Here is a 17,470-nt window from a genome sequence, read left to right as displayed (position 1 = left end):
GGACGGAGGGCGTCCGGCGCGCTGTGCGCCGGACGCCCTCGTCGGGTCGTACTCGTCCTGCCGCAGGTCAGTCCTCGTCGGAGGCGCTGGGCAGCTTCGTCTGGATCAGGTCCATCACGGAGGAGTCGGCGAGCGTGGTGACGTCGCCGACCGCGCGGTTCTCGGCCACGTCGCGCAGCAGACGGCGCATGATCTTGCCGGAACGGGTCTTCGGCAGCTCCTGCACCGGCAGGATCCGCTTCGGCTTGGCGATCGGGCCGAGGGTGGCGCCCACGTGGTTGCGCAGCTCCGCGACCAGGCCGTCCGTCTCCGAGGCGCTGCCGCGCAGGATGACGAAGGCCACGATGGCCTGCCCGGTGGTCTCGTCGGCCGCGCCGACGACGGCGGCCTCGGCCACGGCGGGGTGGGAGACGAGCGCCGACTCCACCTCGGTGGTGGAGATGTTGTGGCCCGACACCAGCATCACGTCGTCGACGCGGCCCAGCAGCCAGATGTCGCCGTCGTCGTCCTTCTTGGCGCCGTCGCCCGCGAAGTAGCGGCCCTCGAAGCGGGACCAGTAGGTGTCGATGAAGCGCTGGTCGTCGCCCCAGATGGTGCGCAGCATCGACGGCCACGGTTCGGTGAGGACCAGGTAGCCGCCTCCGCCGTTCGCCACCTCGTGGCCCTCGTCGTCGACGACGGTGGCGCCGATGCCCGGCAGGGCGCGCTGGGCCGAGCCCGGCTTGGTCGCGGTGACACCGGGGAGCGGGGAGATCATCATCGCGCCGGTCTCGGTCTGCCACCAGGTGTCCACGATCGGGCAGCGGTCGCCGCCGATGTGCTTGCGGTACCAGATCCAGGCCTCGGGGTTGATCGGCTCGCCGACCGAGCCGAGCACGCGCAGGCTCGACAGGTCGAACTTCGCGGGGATGTCGTCGCCCCACTTCATGAACGTACGGATCGCGGTGGGCGCGGTGTAGAGGATGGTGACGCGGTACTTCTGCACGACCTCCCAGAACCGGCCCTGGTGCGGGGTGTCCGGGGTGCCCTCGTACATCACCTGCGTGGCGCCGTTGGCCAGCGGGCCGTAGACGATGTAGGAGTGCCCGGTGACCCAGCCGATGTCGGCGGTGCACCAGTAGACGTCGCTCTCCGGCTTCAGGTCGAAGACGGCGTGGTGGGTGTACGAGGCCTGGGTGAGGTAGCCGCCCGAGGTGTGCAGGATGCCCTTCGGCTTACCCGTGGTCCCCGAGGTGTAGAGGATGAAGAGCGGGTGCTCGGCGTCGAAGGCCTGCGGGGTGTGCTCGGTGGACTGGCGGCCGACCAGGTCGTGCCACCACAGGTCGCGGCCCTCGGTGAAGGCGGTGTCCTGGCCGGTGCGGCGGACGACGAGGACGTGCTCGACCTGCGGGCACTTGGCGACGGCCTCGTCGATGGCGGGCTTGAGCGCGCTGGGCTTGCCGCGGCGGTAGCCGCCGTCGGCGGTGATGACCAGCTTGGCGTCGGCGTCCTGGATGCGGGAGGCGACGGCGTCGGCGGAGAAGCCGCCGAAGACCACCGAGTGCGCGGCGCCGACGCGGGCGCACGCGAGCATCGCGACGACGGCCTCGGGGATCATCGGGAGGTAGACGGCGACCCGGTCGCCCGCCTGGACACCGAGCTCGGTGAGGGCGTTCGCGGCCTGCGAGACCTCGTCCTTGAGCTGGGCGTAGGTGATCGAGCGGCTGTCGCCCGGCTCGCCCTCGAAGTGGAGGGCGACGCGGTCGCCGTTGCCGGCCTCCACGTGGCGGTCCACGCAGTTGTACGCGACGTTCAGCTTGCCGTCGGCGAACCACTTCGCGAAGGGCGGGTTGCTCCAGTCGAGCGTCTCGGTGGGCTCGGTCTCCCAGGAAAGCCGTCGGGCCTGCTCGGCCCAGAAGCCCAGCCGGTCCGTGTCGGCCTTCGCGTACGCGGCCTCCTTCACGTTCGCGGCGGCGGCCAGATCGGCGGGCGGTGCGAACCGCCGCTCCTCTTTCAGCAGGTTGGCCAGGCTCTCGTTGCTCACGACATCTCCCTTTCCCAGGGTGTCCGTTGTCCCCGGGCATAGCTGAGTCCCCGGGGACAGCTCATCAGTCAGACGCCCAGGTGACAAGGGGTTGCCGAAAATTGGTTTAGACCTATACCACGACTGGGCCCGTGCTCCGCCTTCGCGCGCGCGGCGTGTCGGCGTGCGGGCGGGGCGGCGCGCCAAGGGCCCTTCCCGCCGCTGGTGCGGGAGGGCCCATGGCTTGCACGGATACGGGAGGGTATCGGTTCGGGAGGGCCTCTGGTCAGGCGTTCTGCCCGACGCTGTCGAAAACCCGACAGTCGAAGAAGTCCTCGCCGGCGGAGAGGAGATAGGCCTGGGCCTCTCCCACGTGGAAGTACATCCCGTGCAGCTCGAGCGTGCCCTCGGCGAGGCGCCGGGCCACCGACTCGTGGGCCCGCAGGTGCTCCAGCTGCTGCACCACGTTGGTCAGGCAGAGCTGCTCCACGGCATCGGCCGGGAGCCGCCCCGCGATCCGCGCCCAGGCGTGGTGCCGGCTGCCCATGCGCTGCAGGCTGGGCAGGCCGTGCCGCAGCCATCGGCTCAGCGGGGTCGCCGGAGCGCCCGGCCGGGAGTTGAGCAGGGCCTGCATGGCCCCGCAGCCCGAGTGCCCGCACACCGTGATGCTGGCGACCTTCAGCACGTCCACGGCGTACTCGATGGCCGCCGCCACCGAATCGTCGCCGGACTCCGCACCGGGCAGCGGGACGAGATTGCCCACGTTGCGCACGGTGAACAGGTCGCCCGGACCGCTGGCGGTGATCATGCTGGTGACCAGACGGGAGTCGGCGCAGGTCAGGAAGAGCTGCGAGGGACGCTGCCCCTCGCGCGCCAGCCGGGCCAGCTCCTCGCGTACGTGCGGGGCGGTGTCCCGCTGGAAGGCGGTGATCCCGCTGGCGAGTTGGCCCGCGCCGGACCGCCGGGGGGCGACCGCCGCAGCGCCGGGAGTCCCGCCCGCGCCCGGACCCGTACGGGCGGGGGCGCTCGCGGGGCCCGCGGCGCCGTGTCCCGCCCGGTCCGCCGGTGCGGGCTGGGCGGACTGCGCGACCGGAGCCGCCCGGTGGTCGCAGTGGTTCTGCCAGGGCGTCCAGGGGCGGCAGCACTGGTGCGCCCCCCGGCCCGCCTCGCCCCGGTGGCCGCCGGCCGGCGCGCCCTCGCGCCCGCCCTCGTCCCCGCCGTCGCCGGCCGCCCAGGAGCCGTCCGGGGTCCCGCCGGAGAACGCCCTGCCGCCCCGGCCGGTCAGTTCGAGCGTCCCGCTGTGCGCCAGGTGTGACTCCTGCCAGTCGTGCAGGGTCTCGTAGGCGGCGTGGTCCATGAACGAACCGTCGAGCTCGACCACCACATGCCCCTCGTGCGGAACCTGGTTCAGCACCCGGCTCAGCCGGGGGACCGCCAGGAAGGTCAACTGACCGCGCACCGTGACCCGGTGGACACCTCCCTCCTCCGCCACGGTGATCCGGGTGCGGGCCAGCCGGCGCAGCGCCAGGGCCACCGCCACCGCGATGCCGACGGCCACGCCCTCCAGTACCCCGCCCAGCACCACGGCCGCGATCGTGGTCGCGTAGACCAGGACCTCGCGGTGCCGGGAGACGGTCCGCAGGTGCGTGATGCTGACCATCTGGATTCCGACGAACATCACCAGCGCGGCCAGGGCCGCGAGCGGGATCAGGTCGAGGACCGGGACCAGCAGACCGGCGGCGAGCACCACCCACAGCCCGTGGAACATGGCTGATTTCCGGCTGACCGCGCCCGCCTTGACGTTCGCCACGCTGCGCACGGCCACGCCCGTGATCGGCAGTCCGCCCAGCAGCCCGGAGACGATGTTCGCCGCGCCCTGGCCGCGCAGTTCGCGGTCGAGGTCGGCCCGGGGCGGGCGGGCGTCCGTCCCGCGCTCGGAGGCGATCAGCTTGTCGGTGGCGACCGAGGAGAGCAGGGACTCCACGCTGCCCACCAGCGTGATCGTCAGGACGGCGGCGATCAGCCCGAGCACCGGCCCCTCGGGCACCCCTGGCAGCGCGTGGCTGCTCCAGGACGGCAGGTCGACCCGGGGCAGGGCGAGCCCGGCCAGGGCCGCGAACGCCGTGGCGGAGGCGACCGCGGCCAGGGCGGCCGGCACCTTGCGCAGGGCGCGGCCCACCCGGCCGGACAGCCGGTTCCAGCCGAGCAGCACGCACAGCGTCAGCGCGCTCACCGCCAGCGCGGCCGGGTGCGGGTCGGCCAACTGGGCGGGCAGGCCGAGCACGTTGGCCACGGCCGAGCTCTGCGGGGTGCCCCCGAGCACGATGTGCAGCTGGGCCAGTGCGATGGTCACGCCGATGCCCGCGAGCATGCCGTGCACGATGGCCGGACTCACCATGAGCGCCGACCGCGCGGTGCGCAGGAAGGCGAGCCCCAGCTGGCAGCAGCCCGCGAGGACGGTGATCGCGCAGGTGGTCCGCCACCCGTAGCGCTGGATCAACTCGGCGGTCACGACCGTGAGTCCGGCGGCGGGGCCGCTCACCTGGAGGGGCGCGCCGCCGAGCCGTCCGGCAACGATCCCGCCCACCGCCGCGGCCACCAGCCCGGCCTGAAGGGGGGCGCCGGTGGCGAGCGCGATGCCGAGGGAGAGCGGCAGGGCGATCAGGAAGACGGCTGCGGACGCGGACAGATCGGCCGGGAGGTCCTTGCGGAAGGCGCTCCCGCCCGGTGGCGGTCGGAGGGCGGATGGGGCTGGTGCGCTGGCTGTCATGGGTTCCCGTCTCCTCTGGGGAGGGATGAAGCGGCGGGAGTCTCAACACTCGGTAAATGGATGGTAATGGAGAGTAAAGAAGGGCGGGAGGGAATGCGGGCAAACGGCTTAGAAACCCACTCGCAGGAGTGATTAAGCATTTTGTCTGGCTTGTCATACCTTCCTAAAACCGCACCGCATGGGACGTTGCGTCGGGAACGTCCTGCATCGGTACTGCGAGGGAGAGGTGTGCGGATGATGGCCGCCACGAAGAAGATCGCCGGCGGGCTGGTCGCCACGGCCCTGGTCCTGTGCGCCGCCGGGTGCAGCGGCTCGGGGTCCACCGGGCGCGGGGCCCCCGGCGCGCCGAACGGGAGGAAGGGCGCCCCCGCCCCCGAGGCGCCCGGCAGCGTCAACCGGCCCATCGGCGACGGCTCGACCGCCTACACCGGTCCGCAGCCGAACGTGCAGAAGCCGCAGAAGCTGAAGCCCGGTGAGAAGCCGCCGCAGTTCGTGGTGTTCTCGTGGGACGGGGCCGGCGAGGACAGCCAGAAGCTCTTCTCGCACTTCCGCGAGGTCGGCAAGGAGTACAACGCCCGGATGACCTACTTCCTCAGCGGCGTGTACATGCTGCCGGAGGAGAAGCGGTCCCTCTACACCGCGCCGCAGCACTCGCCGGGCCTCTCCGACATCGGGTTCGGCGACCTCCAGGGCATCAAGGACACCGCCACCCAGGTCCGCGCGGCCTGGCTGGAGGGCAACGAGATCGGCACCCACTTCAACGGCCACTTCTGCGGCCCCGACGGCGGTGTGGGCACCTGGTCCGTCGAGGAGTGGAAGAGCGAGATCAACCAGGCCAAGTCCTTCGTCAAGAACTGGAAGACGAACGCCGGCCTGAAGGAGATGGACCCGCTCCCCTTCGACTACGACAAGGAGCTCATCGGCGCCCGCACCCCCTGCCTGGAGGGGCAGAAGAACTTCATGCTGGCGGCCAAGGACATGGGCTTCCGCTACGACTCCAGCGGGATCAGCAAGCAGGTCTGGCCCAAGAAGACGGACGGGCTCTGGGACCTCCCGCTCCAGCTGGTGCCGATGCCCGGCCGGGCCTTCGACACGCTGAGCATGGACTACAACTACATGGTCAACCAGTCCGGGACGACCACCCAGGGCGACCCCTCGCAGCACCAGTACTGGGGCGACCAGATGCGCGACGGCCTCAAGCAGGCCTTCGACCGGGCCTACGAGGGCAACCGCGCACCGCTGATCATCGGCAACCACTTCGAGTCCTGGAACGGCGGCACCTACATGCGCGCCGTGGAGGAGTCCATCAAGAGCATGTGCGGCCAGAAGGAGGTCCGCTGCGTGCCCTTCCGCGAGCTGGCCGACTGGCTGGACGCCCAGGACCCGAAGACCCTGGACTGGCTGCGGACCCTCGAGGTCGGCCAGGCGCCGAAGGAGGGCTGGAACAAGTTCCTCACCGCGGGGCCGCCGGCCGCGCCGGCCGCCCCGGCGGGGAAGGTCAAGCCGGCTGCGGGGCCGGCCGGCGAGCCGGACGCGGGCTGACCAGCCCCTCGTGGAGGACGAAGCCGGGGTCGACCTGTTCTGACAGGTCGGCCCCGGTCCTGGCGTTGCCCCAGCTCTCCGCGTTGCGCAGGTGGAAGTGGACCATCTGCTCGGTGTACCTGGCCCAGTCGCGGACGGAGTAGGAGTCCTGCGCCGCCTCCTGGAGGGCCCGCAGGGCGAGCCGGTTGGTCGCCTCCAGCAGCTCGAACGCGGCCGGGCGGCCCCGCTCCATCGCCCGCACCCAGTCGGAGTGCCCGAAGGTGACCAGCAGGTCCTCGCCCACCTCGTCCTGGAGGAACTCGATGTCCTCGGGCCCCTGCACCTTGTTCCCGACCACCCGCAGGCGGACCCCGAAGTCCCGGGCGTACTCCTTGTACTGGCGGTAGACCGAGACGCCCTTGCGGGTCGGCTCGGCCACCAGGAAGGTCATGTCGAAGCGGGTGAACATGCCCGAGGCGAAGGAGTCCGAGCCCGCCGTCATGTCGACGACGACGTACTCGTCCGGCCCGTCGACCAGGTGGTTGAGGCAGAGCTCGACGGCTCCGACCTTGGAGTGGTAGCAGGCCACCCCCAGGTCCGACTCGGCGAACGGGCCCGTCGCCATCAGCCGTACGGCGTCCCCGTCGAGCAGCAGCGTGCGCGCGCAGGCCTCGTAGACGGGGTTGTCCTCGTCCACCCGCAGCAGGCGCGAACCCGCACCGGGCGGCGTCGTCTTGATCATGCTGTCGGCCGAGGCGATGCGCGGGTTCGAACCGCGCAGGTACTCCTTGATCAGGGGCAGGTGCGCACCCAGCGCGGGCAGCGCGGCGGCCTCCTCCTCGGTGAGCCCGAGGGCGGCTCCGAGGTGCTGGTTGATGTCGGCGTCCACCGCGACGACGGGGGCTCCACTGGCTGCGAGGTGGCGGATGAAGAGGGAGGACAGCGTCGTCTTCCCACTGCCTCCCTTTCCCACGAAAGCGATCTTCATGTTCACCAAGAGTAGTGGGATGACAGCGCGGTGTGTCCGAGGTGAGTGAAGAAGACCACTCCAAGGAGGGGTCGGTGCTATGGGCCCGCAGTGCGTAGGCTCCCTACTTATGAGTAGCGCTTCCGATCCCCTGGCGGCCCTGGGCGCCCTGCCGGGCGTCGCAGAGTCCGTGGAATCCGTACGCAAGGCCGTGGACCGGGTCTACGGGCACCGGGTCATGCGCCGGCGCGGCGGGGAGATCACCTCGGAGGCCGCGCTGCGCGGCGCCCGGGGGAGCGCGGCGCTGTCGGCGGCCGACTGGGCGCTGGAGGAGGTGCGCCGCCGGACCGACTTCGGCGCGGACCCGGAGGCGCTGACGGTCGGCGCGGCCCTGCGCCTGACGGCGGAGGCGGGCCAGCTGCTGAGCATCTGGCGCCAGTCGCCGATGCGGGTCCTCGCCCGGCTGCACCTGGTGGCGTCCGGTTCGGCCGTGGCGGGGGACGTGGTGGGCCGCCCGCGCCTGGCCGGTGAGCCGGTGGACGAGCCCCTGGTGGACCTCCAGCTTCCGGACGCCGAGGAGGTCGCGGGCCGGCTCGACGGGCTGGCGCGCGTGGTCATCGCGGGCGGGTCGGCTCCGGCTCTGGTCACGGCCGCGGTGGTGCACGGCGAGCTGTTGGCGCTGCGTCCCTTCGCCTCGTACAACGGCCTGGTCGCGCGGGCGGCGGAGCGGATCGTGCTGATCAACAGCGGGCTCGACCCGAAGGCGATCTGCCCGGCGGAGGTCGGCCACGCCGAACAGGGGACGGAGGCCTACCTGGAGGCCTTCAAGGGCTACGCCTCCGGTACGGCGGAGGGGATGGCGGCCTGGATCGCGCACTGCGGCCGCGCGGTCGAGCTCGGTGCGCGCGAGTCGACGGCGGTCTGCGAGGCGCTCCAGCGCGGCGCGGCGTAGGGCCCGCGCGACGGGCGTCCGGGCGGAGGGTCCGGACACAGGGTTGCGGCGACACCGTACTGCTCTGGTGTCGCCGCTGGCATTCACGCCCAGTTACCAAGCGTCCTCGATGATGCCCATCAGGCCGGGTACTTTGCCCGTGGCCTGGTGCGGCTGGCCCGTAATCGACGGGTCGACGTCGCGTGGGTGCTCGGCGTTCCTGCTTCGGTCCGTGGGCCTTACTGCGTTTTAAAGATGATCCTCTCGGATGTTCTTTGGTCTCGCGGGCCGTGACTCCTTTGTACCTCGCTTCGGAGCCGAGTGAAACCCCTGGCCGGAGTTCTTTACTTTCCGGGACGATTCTGGGTGATTCGGACGCCCCATATCGCCCGGGTCGGGGCAAGACTCCGGGTCCGGGAGGGCCTGCGGGGCCTCGGGTCAGGCGGACGCGAGGGCCGCGGCCGCGCGGCGGCGGCTCGCGTACCAGACGAGCCCGGCGGTGGCCGCCGCCGCTCCGACAGCCGCGGCGGCGACGAGCGCGGGCCGGGCGGGCACCGACAGCCCGGGCAGCCGCTGCTTGAGCCGCACCGGCTTGCTGAACACCAGCACCGGCCACTCCCGCGCGACCGCCTCGCGCCTCAAGGCCCGGTCGGGATTGACTGCGTGCGGGTGCCCGACGGCCTCCAGCATCGGTACATCGGTGATGGAGTCGCTGTACGCGTAGCACCGCGCGAGGTCGTAGCCCTCGGATTCGGCGAGCTCCCGCACGGCCTCCGCCTTCGTGGGGCCGTAGGCGTAATACTCGATCTCCCCGGTGAAGCAGCCGTCCTCGCCGACCACCATGCGGGTGGCCACGACGCGGTCCGCGCCGAGCATCTCGCCGATGGGCTCGACGACTTCGGCGCCCGAGCTGGACACGATCACCACGTCACGGCCCGCCGTGTGGTGGGCCTCGATGAGGGACGCGGCCTCGTCGTAGATGATCGGGTCGATCAGGTCGTGCAGCGCTTCGGCGACGATCTCGCGCACCTGGCGGACGTTCCACCCCTTGCAGAGGGCGGACAGGTACTCGCGCATCCGTTCCATCTGGTCGTGGTCGGCGCCGCCGGCCAGGAAGATGAACTGGGTGTACGCGGTCCGCAGCACGGCCCGCCGGTTGATCAGGCCACCCTGGTAGAAGGACTTGCTGAACGTCAGGGCGCTCGACTTCGCAATGACCGTCTTGTCCAGGTCGAAGAAGGCGGCGGTCCGAGGCGAGGAGTGCGGCAAGGGCTGATTTTCCACGCACCGAGCATATGCGCCCACCATTCGGCGTAAGGTGTGGCGCGTGGGTTTGCCTGAGAAGGCTCTCGGGTACACCATGGAAGTCACGGATCGTTCGCGACCGTGCTAACCCGGTCTGACTCCTCCCCCCCCGAGTCGGACCGTGGGGACGACCCCCGCTCTCCCCCCCGGCGGGGGTCGTCGCATGTCCGGACGCGGTTCGCGTCCCACTCCTTCGGGTTCCGACGGACATCGTCCCGGCCCTTCCTCTTCGGCGGGCCCGCACGGCGCGGGCCCTCACCCCCTCCGACGCGTAACTCTGCGTAGTTGTTCCGGCGCGCTCCGGAACTCACTCGCGGGGGTGGAGAAGATATTCACAAGCCCCTTCTTGTCCACAGTTTTCCGGCAAGATCCACTTCTTTTTCCGGACCCCTGCACCGTGATTCCAGCCGCGAAGTCCGCGGCGTGTGGATTTGCAGTGAGAAGGGGGCGGAGATCGTGGCTGGATCGAAGTCGTGTGAAGCGCTGGAGACCGGTGCGGCGGGCGGGAGCGGGCCGGGCGCCCGCGCCGGCGGGTCCGGGCCCGGCGGTGGGCGGCCGCTGATCATCACCGAGGACCCGCTGCTCCTCGACGATCTGCTGCGGCTGTGCGCCGCCGCGGGCGCCGAGCCGCATGTGCACCATGCGGTGCCGGAGCAAAGCGGAGCCGCAGGGGACCCCGGCGGCGGTGACGTGGACGCCGCGGCTCCGGGCGGAGGCGCCGGGTGGGAGACGGCCCCGCTGGTCCTGGTCGGGGACGACGCCGCCCGCCGGGTGCGCGGGGCGCCGCGCCGGGAAGGGGTGTTCCTCGTCGGCCGGGACCTCGACGACCCCTTCGTGTGGCAGCGGGCCGTGGAGATCGGCGCCGAGGAGGTGCTGCGGCTGCCCGACGCCGAGAACCGGCTCGTCGACCGTCTCGCCGACGTGGTCGAAGGGGCCGGACGGCCCGCCCTCACGGTCGGCGTCATCGGCGGCAGCGGCGGGGCCGGGGCGTCCACCCTCGCCTGCGCCCTGGCGCTGCGGGCCGCCCGGTCCGGGGAGCGCACCATCCTCATCGACGGTGACCCCCTCGGCGGCGGCATGGACGTCCTGCTCGGCGGTGAGGGCGCCGAGGGGCTGCGCTGGCCGGACTTCGCCGCCTCGCGGGGCCGGGTCGGAGCCGGGGCGCTGGAGGAGTCCCTTCCCGAACTGCACGCGCTGCGGGTGCTGAGCTGGGACCGCGGGGACCGGGTGGTGGTGCCGCCCGCCGCCATGCGGTCGGTGGTGGCCGCCGCCCGGCGGCGCGGCGGGGTGGTCGTGGTCGACCTGCCCCGGCGGGTGGACGAGGCCGTGGCGGAGGTACTGGCCCAGCTGGACCTCGTCCTGCTGGTGGTCCCCGGCGAGCTGCGGTCGGTGGCCGCGGCGGGGCGCGTCGCCGCCGGGGTGCGGATGGTGGCCGGGGACGTCCGCGTGGTCGTACGGGGCCGCTGCCGGCAGGGGCTCGACGCCGAAGCGGTCGCGGGGCTGCTGGGAGCGCCGCTGGCCGGGGAGGTTCCGGTGGAGGTGGGGCTCCCGGGGCGGGTGGCCGAGGGGGAACCGCCCGGCGCGCGGGGTGCGCTGGCCCGCTTCTGCGACGGCTTCTGGCAGCGGGCCCTCGGCCCGGCGCAGGGGGTGCCGGCATGAGCGCGGTCCTGCTGGACGCGGTACGCCGGCGCCTCGCCGAGAGCGGTGCGGAGCCCACGCCGGCCCGGGTCGCGGCGGCCCTGCGGGCGCAGGGCCGGCTGCTCGGGGACGCGGAAGTGCTGGGTGCGGCGGCCGAGTTGCGGTCCGAGCTGGTCGGCGCGGGCCCGCTGGAGCGGCTGCTCGGCGACCCCGGGGTCACCGATGTGCTGGTGGCCGCCCCCGACCGGGTGTGGGTGGACCGGGGCGGCGGCCTGGAGCTGACGGAGGTGACCTTCGCCGACGCCGAGGCCGTGCGCAGGCTGGCCCAGCGGCTGGCCGCCGTCGCGGGGAGGCGGCTGGACGACGCCCGGCCCTGGGTGGACGCCCGGATGCCGGACGGCACCCGGCTGCATGCCGTCCTCCCGCCGGTGGCCGTCGGGTCGGCGTGCCTGTCCCTGCGGGTGGTGCGGCCCAAGGCGTTCACGCTGGAGGAGCTGGTCGCCGCGGGGACCCTCCCGCCGGGCGGGCAGCGGCTGCTGCGGGCGATGGTCGAGGCCCGGCTGTCCTTCCTCGTCTCCGGCGGGACGGGCACGGGCAAGACCACCCTCCTCAGCGCCCTGCTCGGACTGGTCGGGCCGGCCGAACGGATCGTGCTGGCCGAGGACTCCGCCGAACTGCGGCCGGACCACCCCCATGTGGTGCGGCTGGAGACCCGGCCCGCGAACCAGGAGGGTGCGGGCCTGGTCACCCTCGCCGACCTGGTCCGCCAGGCCCTGCGGATGCGCCCCGACCGGCTGGTGGTCGGCGAGGTGCGCGGCGCCGAGGTGGCCGATCTGCTGGCCGCGCTGAACACCGGGCACGAGGGGGGCTGCGGCACGGTCCACGCCAATGCCGCCGAGCACGTCCCCGCCCGGCTGGAGGCGCTCGGTACCGCCGCCGGACTCGACCGGGCCGCCCTGCACAGCCAGCTGGCGGCCGCGCTGACCCTCGTGGTCCATCTGGCCCGCGACCGGGCGGGGCGGCGCCGGGTGGCGGAGGTCCATGTGCTGGAGCGGGATCCGGACGGGCTCGTGGTGACCGTACCCGCGCTGCGCTGGGGTGCCCGCGGGTTCCTGCGGGAGCGGGGCTGGGAGCGGCTCGGTCCGCTGCTGCGGGGTGCGCGGTGAACGCCGGGGCGCTCGGGTCGGTGCCGGTGTTCGCCGGGGTGCTGTGCGCGGGGGCGGCGGCCTGGGGGCTGGCCGGGGGCGACGGGGTGTCCCGCCGGACCCGGCTGGTGCTGGCGGGAGGAGGGCCGGCCGTGCCGCGCGGGCCCTCGCCCGGGTGGCGGCTGGTGGCGGCCGTGCGGGGGCGGGCCGCCTGGTGGCGGGAGGGGGTGGTGCTCGCGGCCGGGCTGCTGGTGGCCGTGCTGGGCGGCTCGGTGATCCCGCTGGTGCTGGGGGCGGCCTCGGTGCCGCTGCTGCGCAGGTGGCTGCGGGCCCGGGAGCGGGAGCGGGCGCGGGACGCCCGGGCCGCCGGGGTGGTGGAGCTGTGCGGGGCCGTGGTCGGGGAGCTGAGGGCGGGTGCCCAGCCCGGGCAGGCCCTGACGGCGGCGATACGGCGTACGTCGGCCGGTCCCGGCGGTCCGGGCCCGGCGGAGGCGGCCGTGCTGGCCGCCGCGGCCTTCGGCGGGGACGTGGCCTGCGCCCTCCATGAGGCGGCGGGGGAGCCGGGCGCGGAGGGGCTGGCCGCGATGGCGGCTTGCTGGCGGGTCTCGGTGGACGGCGGCGCGGGCCTGGCGGCAGGCCTGGACCGGCTGGAGGGCGCCCTGCGGGCCGAGCGGGACCGCAAGGAGTCCCTGCGGGCCCAGCTGGCGGGGGCCAGGTCCACGACGGTGGTGCTCGCCCTGCTGCCGCTGGTGGGGCTGCTGATGGGGACCGCCCTCGGGGCGGATCCGCTGGAGGTGCTGCTGCACTCCCCGGTGGGGTGGGGCTGCCTGATGGCGGGCGGGGTCCTGGAAGCGCTGGGGCTGCTGTGGTGCGGGCGGATCGTACGGACGGGGGAGCGGTGATGGGCGGACCGGTGGTCCACAGGCTGGGGACGGTCCTGTGCCTGGCTGCGGTGGTGTGGTGCCTGGCCTCGGCGGTGTCGGCGCGGCTGGGGCGGCGGGCGGTACGGCGCAGGCTCGCGGCGGTCTTCCGGGCCGCCCGGCCCGTGCGGCGCGGGCCGCCGCGGGGCCGCCGGGTGCGGGCGGTGGTGGTGGCGTGGGCGGCGCCGGCCGGGGCGCTGCTGGCCGGCTGGGTGCTGGTCGGCGGGGCGTGGGGGCTGCTCGCCGGGTGCGGCGCCGCCACCGGGGTGCGGTGGTGGTCGGCCCGGCCGCGGCCTCCCGCCGGGGTCGACCCGCAGGAGGCGGAGCGGGAGTTGCCGTTCGCGGCGGATCTGCTGGCCGCCTGTCTGGCGGCGGGTGCGGGGCCGGTGGAGGCGGCCGAGGTGGTGGGGGAGTCGCTGGGCGGTGCGGTGGGCGAGCGGCTGGCGCTCGCGGGGGCGGAGCTGCGGCTGGGCGGTGAACCGGGAGCGGCGTGGGGGAGGTTGGCGGGCATACCCGGGGCCCGGGGGCTGGCGGAGTGCCTGGAGCGCGCGGCGCGGACGGGGGCGCCCGCCGCGGAGCCGGTCTCCCGGCTGGCGGCGGCCCTGCGGGCCGACCGCTCCCGGCGGGCGGGCGCCCGGGCCCAGCGGGCCGCGGTGCTCGTCACCGCGCCGGTCGGGCTGTGCTTCCTCCCCGCCTTCCTGGCGGTCGGGGTGGCGCCGGTGGTGATCGGAATGGCCTCCGGTCTGCTGTCGGCCGGCTGAAATCCCGGAGCCCTCCGGAGGCCGGGGCGCTCTCGCCGGGAGTTTCGCAATCAAAACCTGAAATCACATCAAGAACGTAATTCCACAGGAGGTTGTCATGAGGATCATCTGGTTTCGTCTGCGGGCGGCACTGAGCGGTCGCGGGAGCGACGCCGGAATGTCGACTTCGGAATACGCCATGGGCACGATCGCGGCCTGTGCGTTCGCCGCGGTTCTGTACAAGGTGGTGACGAGTGACGTGGTCGCGACGGCCCTTCAGTCGACCATCGGGAAGGCGCTCGATGCGCCCTTCTGAGCGAAAGCCGCCGGTCGCCCTGGACCGGGGTTATGTGACGGCGGAGGCGGCACTCGTCATTCCGGCCCTGGTGCTGCTGGCGGCCCTGCTGGTGTGGGCGCTGATGGCCGCGGCCGCGCAGATCCGGTGTGTGGACGCCGCCCGGGCGGGCGCCCGGGCGGCGGCCCGGTCCGAACCGGCCGGGGCGGCGCTGGCTGCGGCCAGACAGGCCGCCCCGCCGGGGGCCGAGGTGCAGCTGGAGCGGTCCGGGGACCTGTGGCGGGTGCGGGTGGAGGCGCCCGCCCCGGGGCCGGCCGGGCTGCCGGTACGGATCGGGGCGCGGGCGGTGGCCCTGGCCGAGGACAGCGTGGGGCCGCCGCCATGAGCCGGGACCGGGGCTCCGCGACGGTGTGGGCCACCGTGGTGGCCACCGCGCTGGTGGCGGTGTTCGGGGGCGTGCTGCTGCTGGGCCAGGCGGTGGTGGCCCGGCACCGGGCGGGGGCCGCGGCGGATCTGGCGGCCCTCGCGGCGGCGGCCACCTGGGCGCACGGCCCGCTCGCCGCCTGTGCGGCGGCCGGGCGGGTGGCCGGGGCCCAGGGGGCAGTGGTGGCCCGGTGCCGGGTCGGGGGCGAGGTGGCCGAGGTCACCGCCGTGGTCCGGGCCGGCCCCTTCGCCCCGGCGGCCGCCGCCCGCGCGGGCCCGCCCCTGCCCCGGGGGTCAGGGGGCCAGGAGGCGGCCGAGGAGGCGGATGGCGCCGCGTTTGTGGAGGGGGTCGTTGCCGTTGCCGCACTTGGGGGACTGGATGCAGGAGGGGCAGCCCGCCTCGCACTCGCAGGCGGCGATGGCGTCCCGGGTGGCCGTCAGCCATTCCCGGGCCGTGTGGAAGGCCCGCTCCGCGAAGCCGGCGCCGCCCGGGTGGCCGTCGTAGACGAACACCGTGGGCAGCAGGGTGTCCGGGTGCAGCGGGACGGAGACCCCGCCGATGTCCCAGCGGTCGCAGGTGGCGAACAGCGGGAGCAGACCGATGGAGGCGTGCTCGGCGGCGTGCAGGGCGCCGCCGAGGATCTCCGGGTTGATCCGGGCCTCGTCGAGCTGGTCCTCGGTGACCGTCCACCACACGGCCCGGGTGCGCAGGGTGCGCGGCGGCAGGTCCAGCTTGGCCTCCCCGAGCACCTCGCCGGTGATCAGCTTGCGGCGCAGGTAGGACACCACCTGGTTGGTGACCTCGACCGAGCCGTAGCAGAGCCGGGCCGCGCCCCAGGGGACCTCGGTCTCGGTCTCCAGGATGGAGATCGAGGTGGTGTCGCGGGCCGTGGTGGAGAAGGGCGGGTCCGCCTCCTCGACCAGGGCGACGGACTCCTCCAGGTCCAGCCGCCGCACCAGGTACGTGCGGCCCTGGTGGAGGTGGACGGCGCCGTCGTGGACCGCGGTGTGGGAGGCGGACTCGTCCACCGTGCCCAGCAGCCGTCCGGTCCCGGCCTCGACGATCTGGACCGGGCGGCCCCCGCCGCCGCGGATGTCGGTCAGGTCCGAGGCGCGCTCCCGGCGGGTCCAGTGCCAGGCCGCGGTTCGCCGCCGCAGCAGCTTCGCCGCCTCCAGCTGGGGCAGCAGCCCGGCCGTGGCCGGGCCGAAGAGGTCCAGGTCGGCCTCGGTCAGGGGCAGCTCGGCGGCGGCCGCGCACAGGTGCGGGGCCAGCACGTAGGGGTTGTCGGGGTCCAGCACGGTGGCCTCCACAGGCTGCCGGAAGAGGGCCTCGGGGTGGTGGACCAGATACGTGTCCAGCGGGTCGTCGCGGGCGATCAGCACCGCCAGGGCGCCCTGCCCCGAGCGCCCGGCGCGCCCCGCCTGCTGCCACAGCGAGGCCCGCGTGCCCGGATAGCCGGCGATCAGCACGGCGTCCAGGCCGGACACGTCCACGCCGAGCTCCAGGGCCGTGGTGGCGGCCAGCCCCAGCAGTTCCCCGGAGTGCAGGGCCCGCTCCAGGGCGCGGCGCTCCTCGGGCAGGTAGCCGCCCCGGTAGGCGGCGACCCGCCGGGGCAGGGACCGGTCCACCTCGGCCAGCCGCTCCTTGGCGATCACGGAGATCAGCTCGGCGCCGCGCCGGGAACGGACGAAGGCCACCGTCCGGACCCCCTGGACCACCAGGTCGGTCAGCAGGTCGGCGGTCTCCGCCGTCGCGGTGCGGCGCACCGGGGCGCCCCGCTCGCCCTTCAGCTCGGTCAGAGGCGGCTCCCACAGGGCGAAGACCACCTCGCCGCGCGGGGAGGCGTCGTCGGTGATCCCGGTGACCGGGACTCCGGTCAGCCGGGAGGCGGCGGCCGCCGGGTCGCTCGCCGTGGCGGAGGCCAGCAGGAACACCGGTTCGGAGCCGTAGCGGGCGCACAGCCGGCGCAGCCGTCGGAGCACCTGGGCGACGTGCGAGCCGAACACGCCGCGGTAGGTGTGGCACTCGTCGATGACGACGTAGCGCAGGGCCTTGAGGAAGGAGGACCAGCGGGGATGGGAGGGCAGTATGCCGCGGTGCAGCATGTCGGGGTTGGTCAGCACGTAGTTGGCGTACTGGCGCACCCACTCGCGTTCCTCGACGGGTGTGTCCCCGTCGTACACGGCCGGTCGCACGGCGTTCCCGAGGGGTGCGGAGAGTTCCCGGACGGCGCGCCGCTGGTCGGCGGCCAGAGCCTTGGTCGGAGCCAGGTAGAGGGCGGTCGCACCGCGCCCGTTCGGCGCCTCGGCTCCGTCGGCGAGGGCCGTCAGCACGGGGGCCAGATAGGCCAGGGACTTGCCCGAGGCGGTTCCGGTGGCGATGACCACCGACTCGCCGTGCAGGGCGAGCTCGGCGGCCGCGGCCTGGTGTTCCCACGGGTGTTCGATGCCCGCCGCCTGGATGGCGGCCACTACATCCGTTCGGACCAGGTGCGGCCAGACCGCATGACGGCCCTCCCGAGGGGGCAAGTGCTCCGTATGGGTGATGCGCGCAGCCCGGGAAGGCCCCCGTGACAGGCGGTTCAGAATGGTGCCGGGGGTGGGTCGTGGGTCCGCCGGTGCCGTGGCCGGACCGGGGCGGTGAGTGTTGGCCATTGGAACCGAGTGTGTCACCGACGTGCGGGACAATGGTCTCAAGGCGTCGTGCGCGCCTGCCGGTAAGTGATTGAATGCCATCGCGGCAGCCGATCCCTCCCCTACCTTCGGGTGGGAGGCCCCTGGGGGGCGCCGCTCGATAGCAAGGTGCTGGAGGA

The 17,470-nt window shown here is 73.9% G+C and carries 13 protein-coding genes and 1 pseudogene; 9 read left to right on the top strand and 5 right to left on the bottom strand.

Going from position 1 to position 17,470, the window contains the following annotated elements:
- Positions 1-67: 67 nt before the first annotated feature.
- Both acs and BX286_RS17350 read right to left on the bottom strand, forming a co-directional pair.
- Positions 68-2,023 (bottom strand): acetate--CoA ligase, encoded by a 1,956-nt coding sequence (gene acs, locus BX286_RS17355; RefSeq protein WP_079428196.1) that lies wholly within the window; start codon positions 2,021-2,023, stop codon positions 68-70.
- A 265-nt stretch (positions 2,024-2,288) separates the two neighbouring features.
- The gene (locus BX286_RS17350) at positions 2,289-4,772 is read right to left on the bottom strand and encodes a bifunctional SulP family inorganic anion transporter/carbonic anhydrase (RefSeq protein ID WP_121015422.1); all 2,484 of its coding nucleotides are present in this window, start codon (positions 4,770-4,772) and stop codon (positions 2,289-2,291) included.
- A gap of 234 nt (positions 4,773-5,006) precedes the next feature.
- On the opposite strand from BX286_RS17350, the gene BX286_RS17345 reads away from it, so the two are divergent.
- A complete protein-coding gene (locus BX286_RS17345; RefSeq protein ID WP_121015420.1) occupies positions 5,007-6,314 on the top strand; it encodes a hypothetical protein in 1,308 nt (435 codons plus the stop codon).
- Here BX286_RS17345 and BX286_RS17340 read toward each other — a convergent pair.
- Positions 6,271-7,281, bottom strand: a complete 1,011-nt coding sequence (locus BX286_RS17340; RefSeq protein ID WP_121015418.1) for an ATP-binding protein — start codon at positions 7,279-7,281, stop codon at positions 6,271-6,273. The genes BX286_RS17345 and BX286_RS17340 overlap by 44 nt on opposite strands.
- A gap of 109 nt (positions 7,282-7,390) precedes the next feature.
- On the opposite strand from BX286_RS17340, the gene BX286_RS17335 reads away from it, so the two are divergent.
- Positions 7,391-8,212: an oxidoreductase gene (locus tag BX286_RS17335; protein ID WP_121015416.1), complete on the top strand. Its 822-nt coding sequence runs from the start codon at positions 7,391-7,393 to the stop codon at positions 8,210-8,212.
- Between the two features lie 417 nt (positions 8,213-8,629).
- Here BX286_RS17335 and BX286_RS17330 read toward each other — a convergent pair whose 3' ends face one another.
- On the bottom strand, positions 8,630-9,499 hold the full coding sequence (locus BX286_RS17330; RefSeq protein WP_079428186.1) for an HAD family phosphatase: 870 nt from the start codon (positions 9,497-9,499) through the stop codon (positions 8,630-8,632).
- Between the two features lie 480 nt (positions 9,500-9,979).
- Here BX286_RS17330 and ssd point away from each other — a divergent pair, with 480 nt between their 5' ends.
- The 7 genes and pseudogenes from ssd to BX286_RS17295 all read left to right on the top strand — a co-directional run.
- A complete protein-coding gene (gene ssd, locus BX286_RS17325) occupies positions 9,980-11,155 on the top strand; it encodes a septum site-determining protein Ssd (protein ID WP_121017672.1) in 1,176 nt (391 codons plus the stop codon).
- Positions 11,152-12,300, top strand: coding sequence for a TadA family conjugal transfer-associated ATPase (locus BX286_RS17320; RefSeq protein ID WP_079428184.1), 1,149 nt, complete (start codon positions 11,152-11,154; stop codon positions 12,298-12,300). Before ssd ends, BX286_RS17320 begins: the two co-directional genes overlap by 4 nt.
- Positions 12,297-13,181: a type II secretion system F family protein gene (locus BX286_RS17315; protein ID WP_261993450.1), complete on the top strand. Its 885-nt coding sequence runs from the start codon at positions 12,297-12,299 to the stop codon at positions 13,179-13,181. The genes BX286_RS17320 and BX286_RS17315 overlap by 4 nt, the downstream gene beginning before the upstream one ends.
- Positions 13,181-13,960 (top strand): type II secretion system F family protein, encoded by a 780-nt coding sequence (locus tag BX286_RS17310; protein WP_100863413.1) that lies wholly within the window; start codon positions 13,181-13,183, stop codon positions 13,958-13,960. The genes BX286_RS17315 and BX286_RS17310 overlap by 1 nt, the downstream gene beginning before the upstream one ends.
- Positions 13,961-14,057: 97 nt before the next feature.
- The gene (locus BX286_RS17305) at positions 14,058-14,255 is read left to right on the top strand and encodes a DUF4244 domain-containing protein (RefSeq protein ID WP_079428178.1); all 198 of its coding nucleotides are present in this window, start codon (positions 14,058-14,060) and stop codon (positions 14,253-14,255) included.
- The gene (locus BX286_RS17300; protein WP_079428175.1) at positions 14,242-14,619 is read left to right on the top strand and encodes a TadE family type IV pilus minor pilin; all 378 of its coding nucleotides are present in this window, start codon (positions 14,242-14,244) and stop codon (positions 14,617-14,619) included. Before BX286_RS17305 ends, BX286_RS17300 begins: the two co-directional genes overlap by 14 nt.
- A pseudogene (locus BX286_RS17295) lies at positions 14,616-14,876 on the top strand (Rv3654c family TadE-like protein); the annotation flags it as partial. The gene BX286_RS17300 and the pseudogene BX286_RS17295, both read left to right, overlap by 4 nt.
- 75 nt (positions 14,877-14,951) lie before the next feature.
- Here BX286_RS17295 and BX286_RS17290 read toward each other — a convergent pair.
- Positions 14,952-17,393: a DEAD/DEAH box helicase gene (locus tag BX286_RS17290; RefSeq protein WP_121015414.1), complete on the bottom strand. Its 2,442-nt coding sequence runs from the start codon at positions 17,391-17,393 to the stop codon at positions 14,952-14,954.
- Between the last annotated feature and the right edge of the window lie 77 nt (positions 17,394-17,470).

The organism is Streptomyces sp. 3211.6 (assembly GCF_003634815.1).
Classification (GTDB): Bacteria; Actinomycetota; Actinomycetes; order Streptomycetales; family Streptomycetaceae; genus Streptomyces; species Streptomyces katrae_A.
Note: the sequence above shows the minus strand (reverse complement) of the source record. Positions and strands in the feature narration are given on the sequence as shown.

What these genes read in the sequence shown, in the direction of transcription:
- BX286_RS17350 (WP_121015422.1), bottom strand. Translation starts at nt 4,772, where the DNA reads ATGACAGCCAGCGCACCAGCCCCATCCGCCCTCCGACCGCCACCGGGC.
- BX286_RS17345 (WP_121015420.1), top strand. Translation starts at nt 5,007, where the DNA reads ATGATGGCCGCCACGAAGAAGATCGCCGGCGGGCTGGTCGCCACGGCC.
- BX286_RS17340 (WP_121015418.1), bottom strand. Translation starts at nt 7,281, where the DNA reads ATGAAGATCGCTTTCGTGGGAAAGGGAGGCAGTGGGAAGACGACGCTG.
- BX286_RS17335 (WP_121015416.1), top strand. Translation starts at nt 7,391, where the DNA reads ATGAGTAGCGCTTCCGATCCCCTGGCGGCCCTGGGCGCCCTGCCGGGC.
- BX286_RS17330 (WP_079428186.1), bottom strand. Translation starts at nt 9,499, where the DNA reads ATGGTGGGCGCATATGCTCGGTGCGTGGAAAATCAGCCCTTGCCGCAC.
- BX286_RS17320 (WP_079428184.1), top strand. Translation starts at nt 11,152, where the DNA reads ATGAGCGCGGTCCTGCTGGACGCGGTACGCCGGCGCCTCGCCGAGAGC.
- BX286_RS17310 (WP_100863413.1), top strand. Translation starts at nt 13,181, where the DNA reads ATGGGCGGACCGGTGGTCCACAGGCTGGGGACGGTCCTGTGCCTGGCT.
- BX286_RS17305 (WP_079428178.1), top strand. Translation starts at nt 14,058, where the DNA reads ATGAGGATCATCTGGTTTCGTCTGCGGGCGGCACTGAGCGGTCGCGGG.
- BX286_RS17300 (WP_079428175.1), top strand. Translation starts at nt 14,242, where the DNA reads ATGCGCCCTTCTGAGCGAAAGCCGCCGGTCGCCCTGGACCGGGGTTAT.
- BX286_RS17290 (WP_121015414.1), bottom strand. Translation starts at nt 17,393, where the DNA reads ATGGCATTCAATCACTTACCGGCAGGCGCGCACGACGCCTTGAGACCA.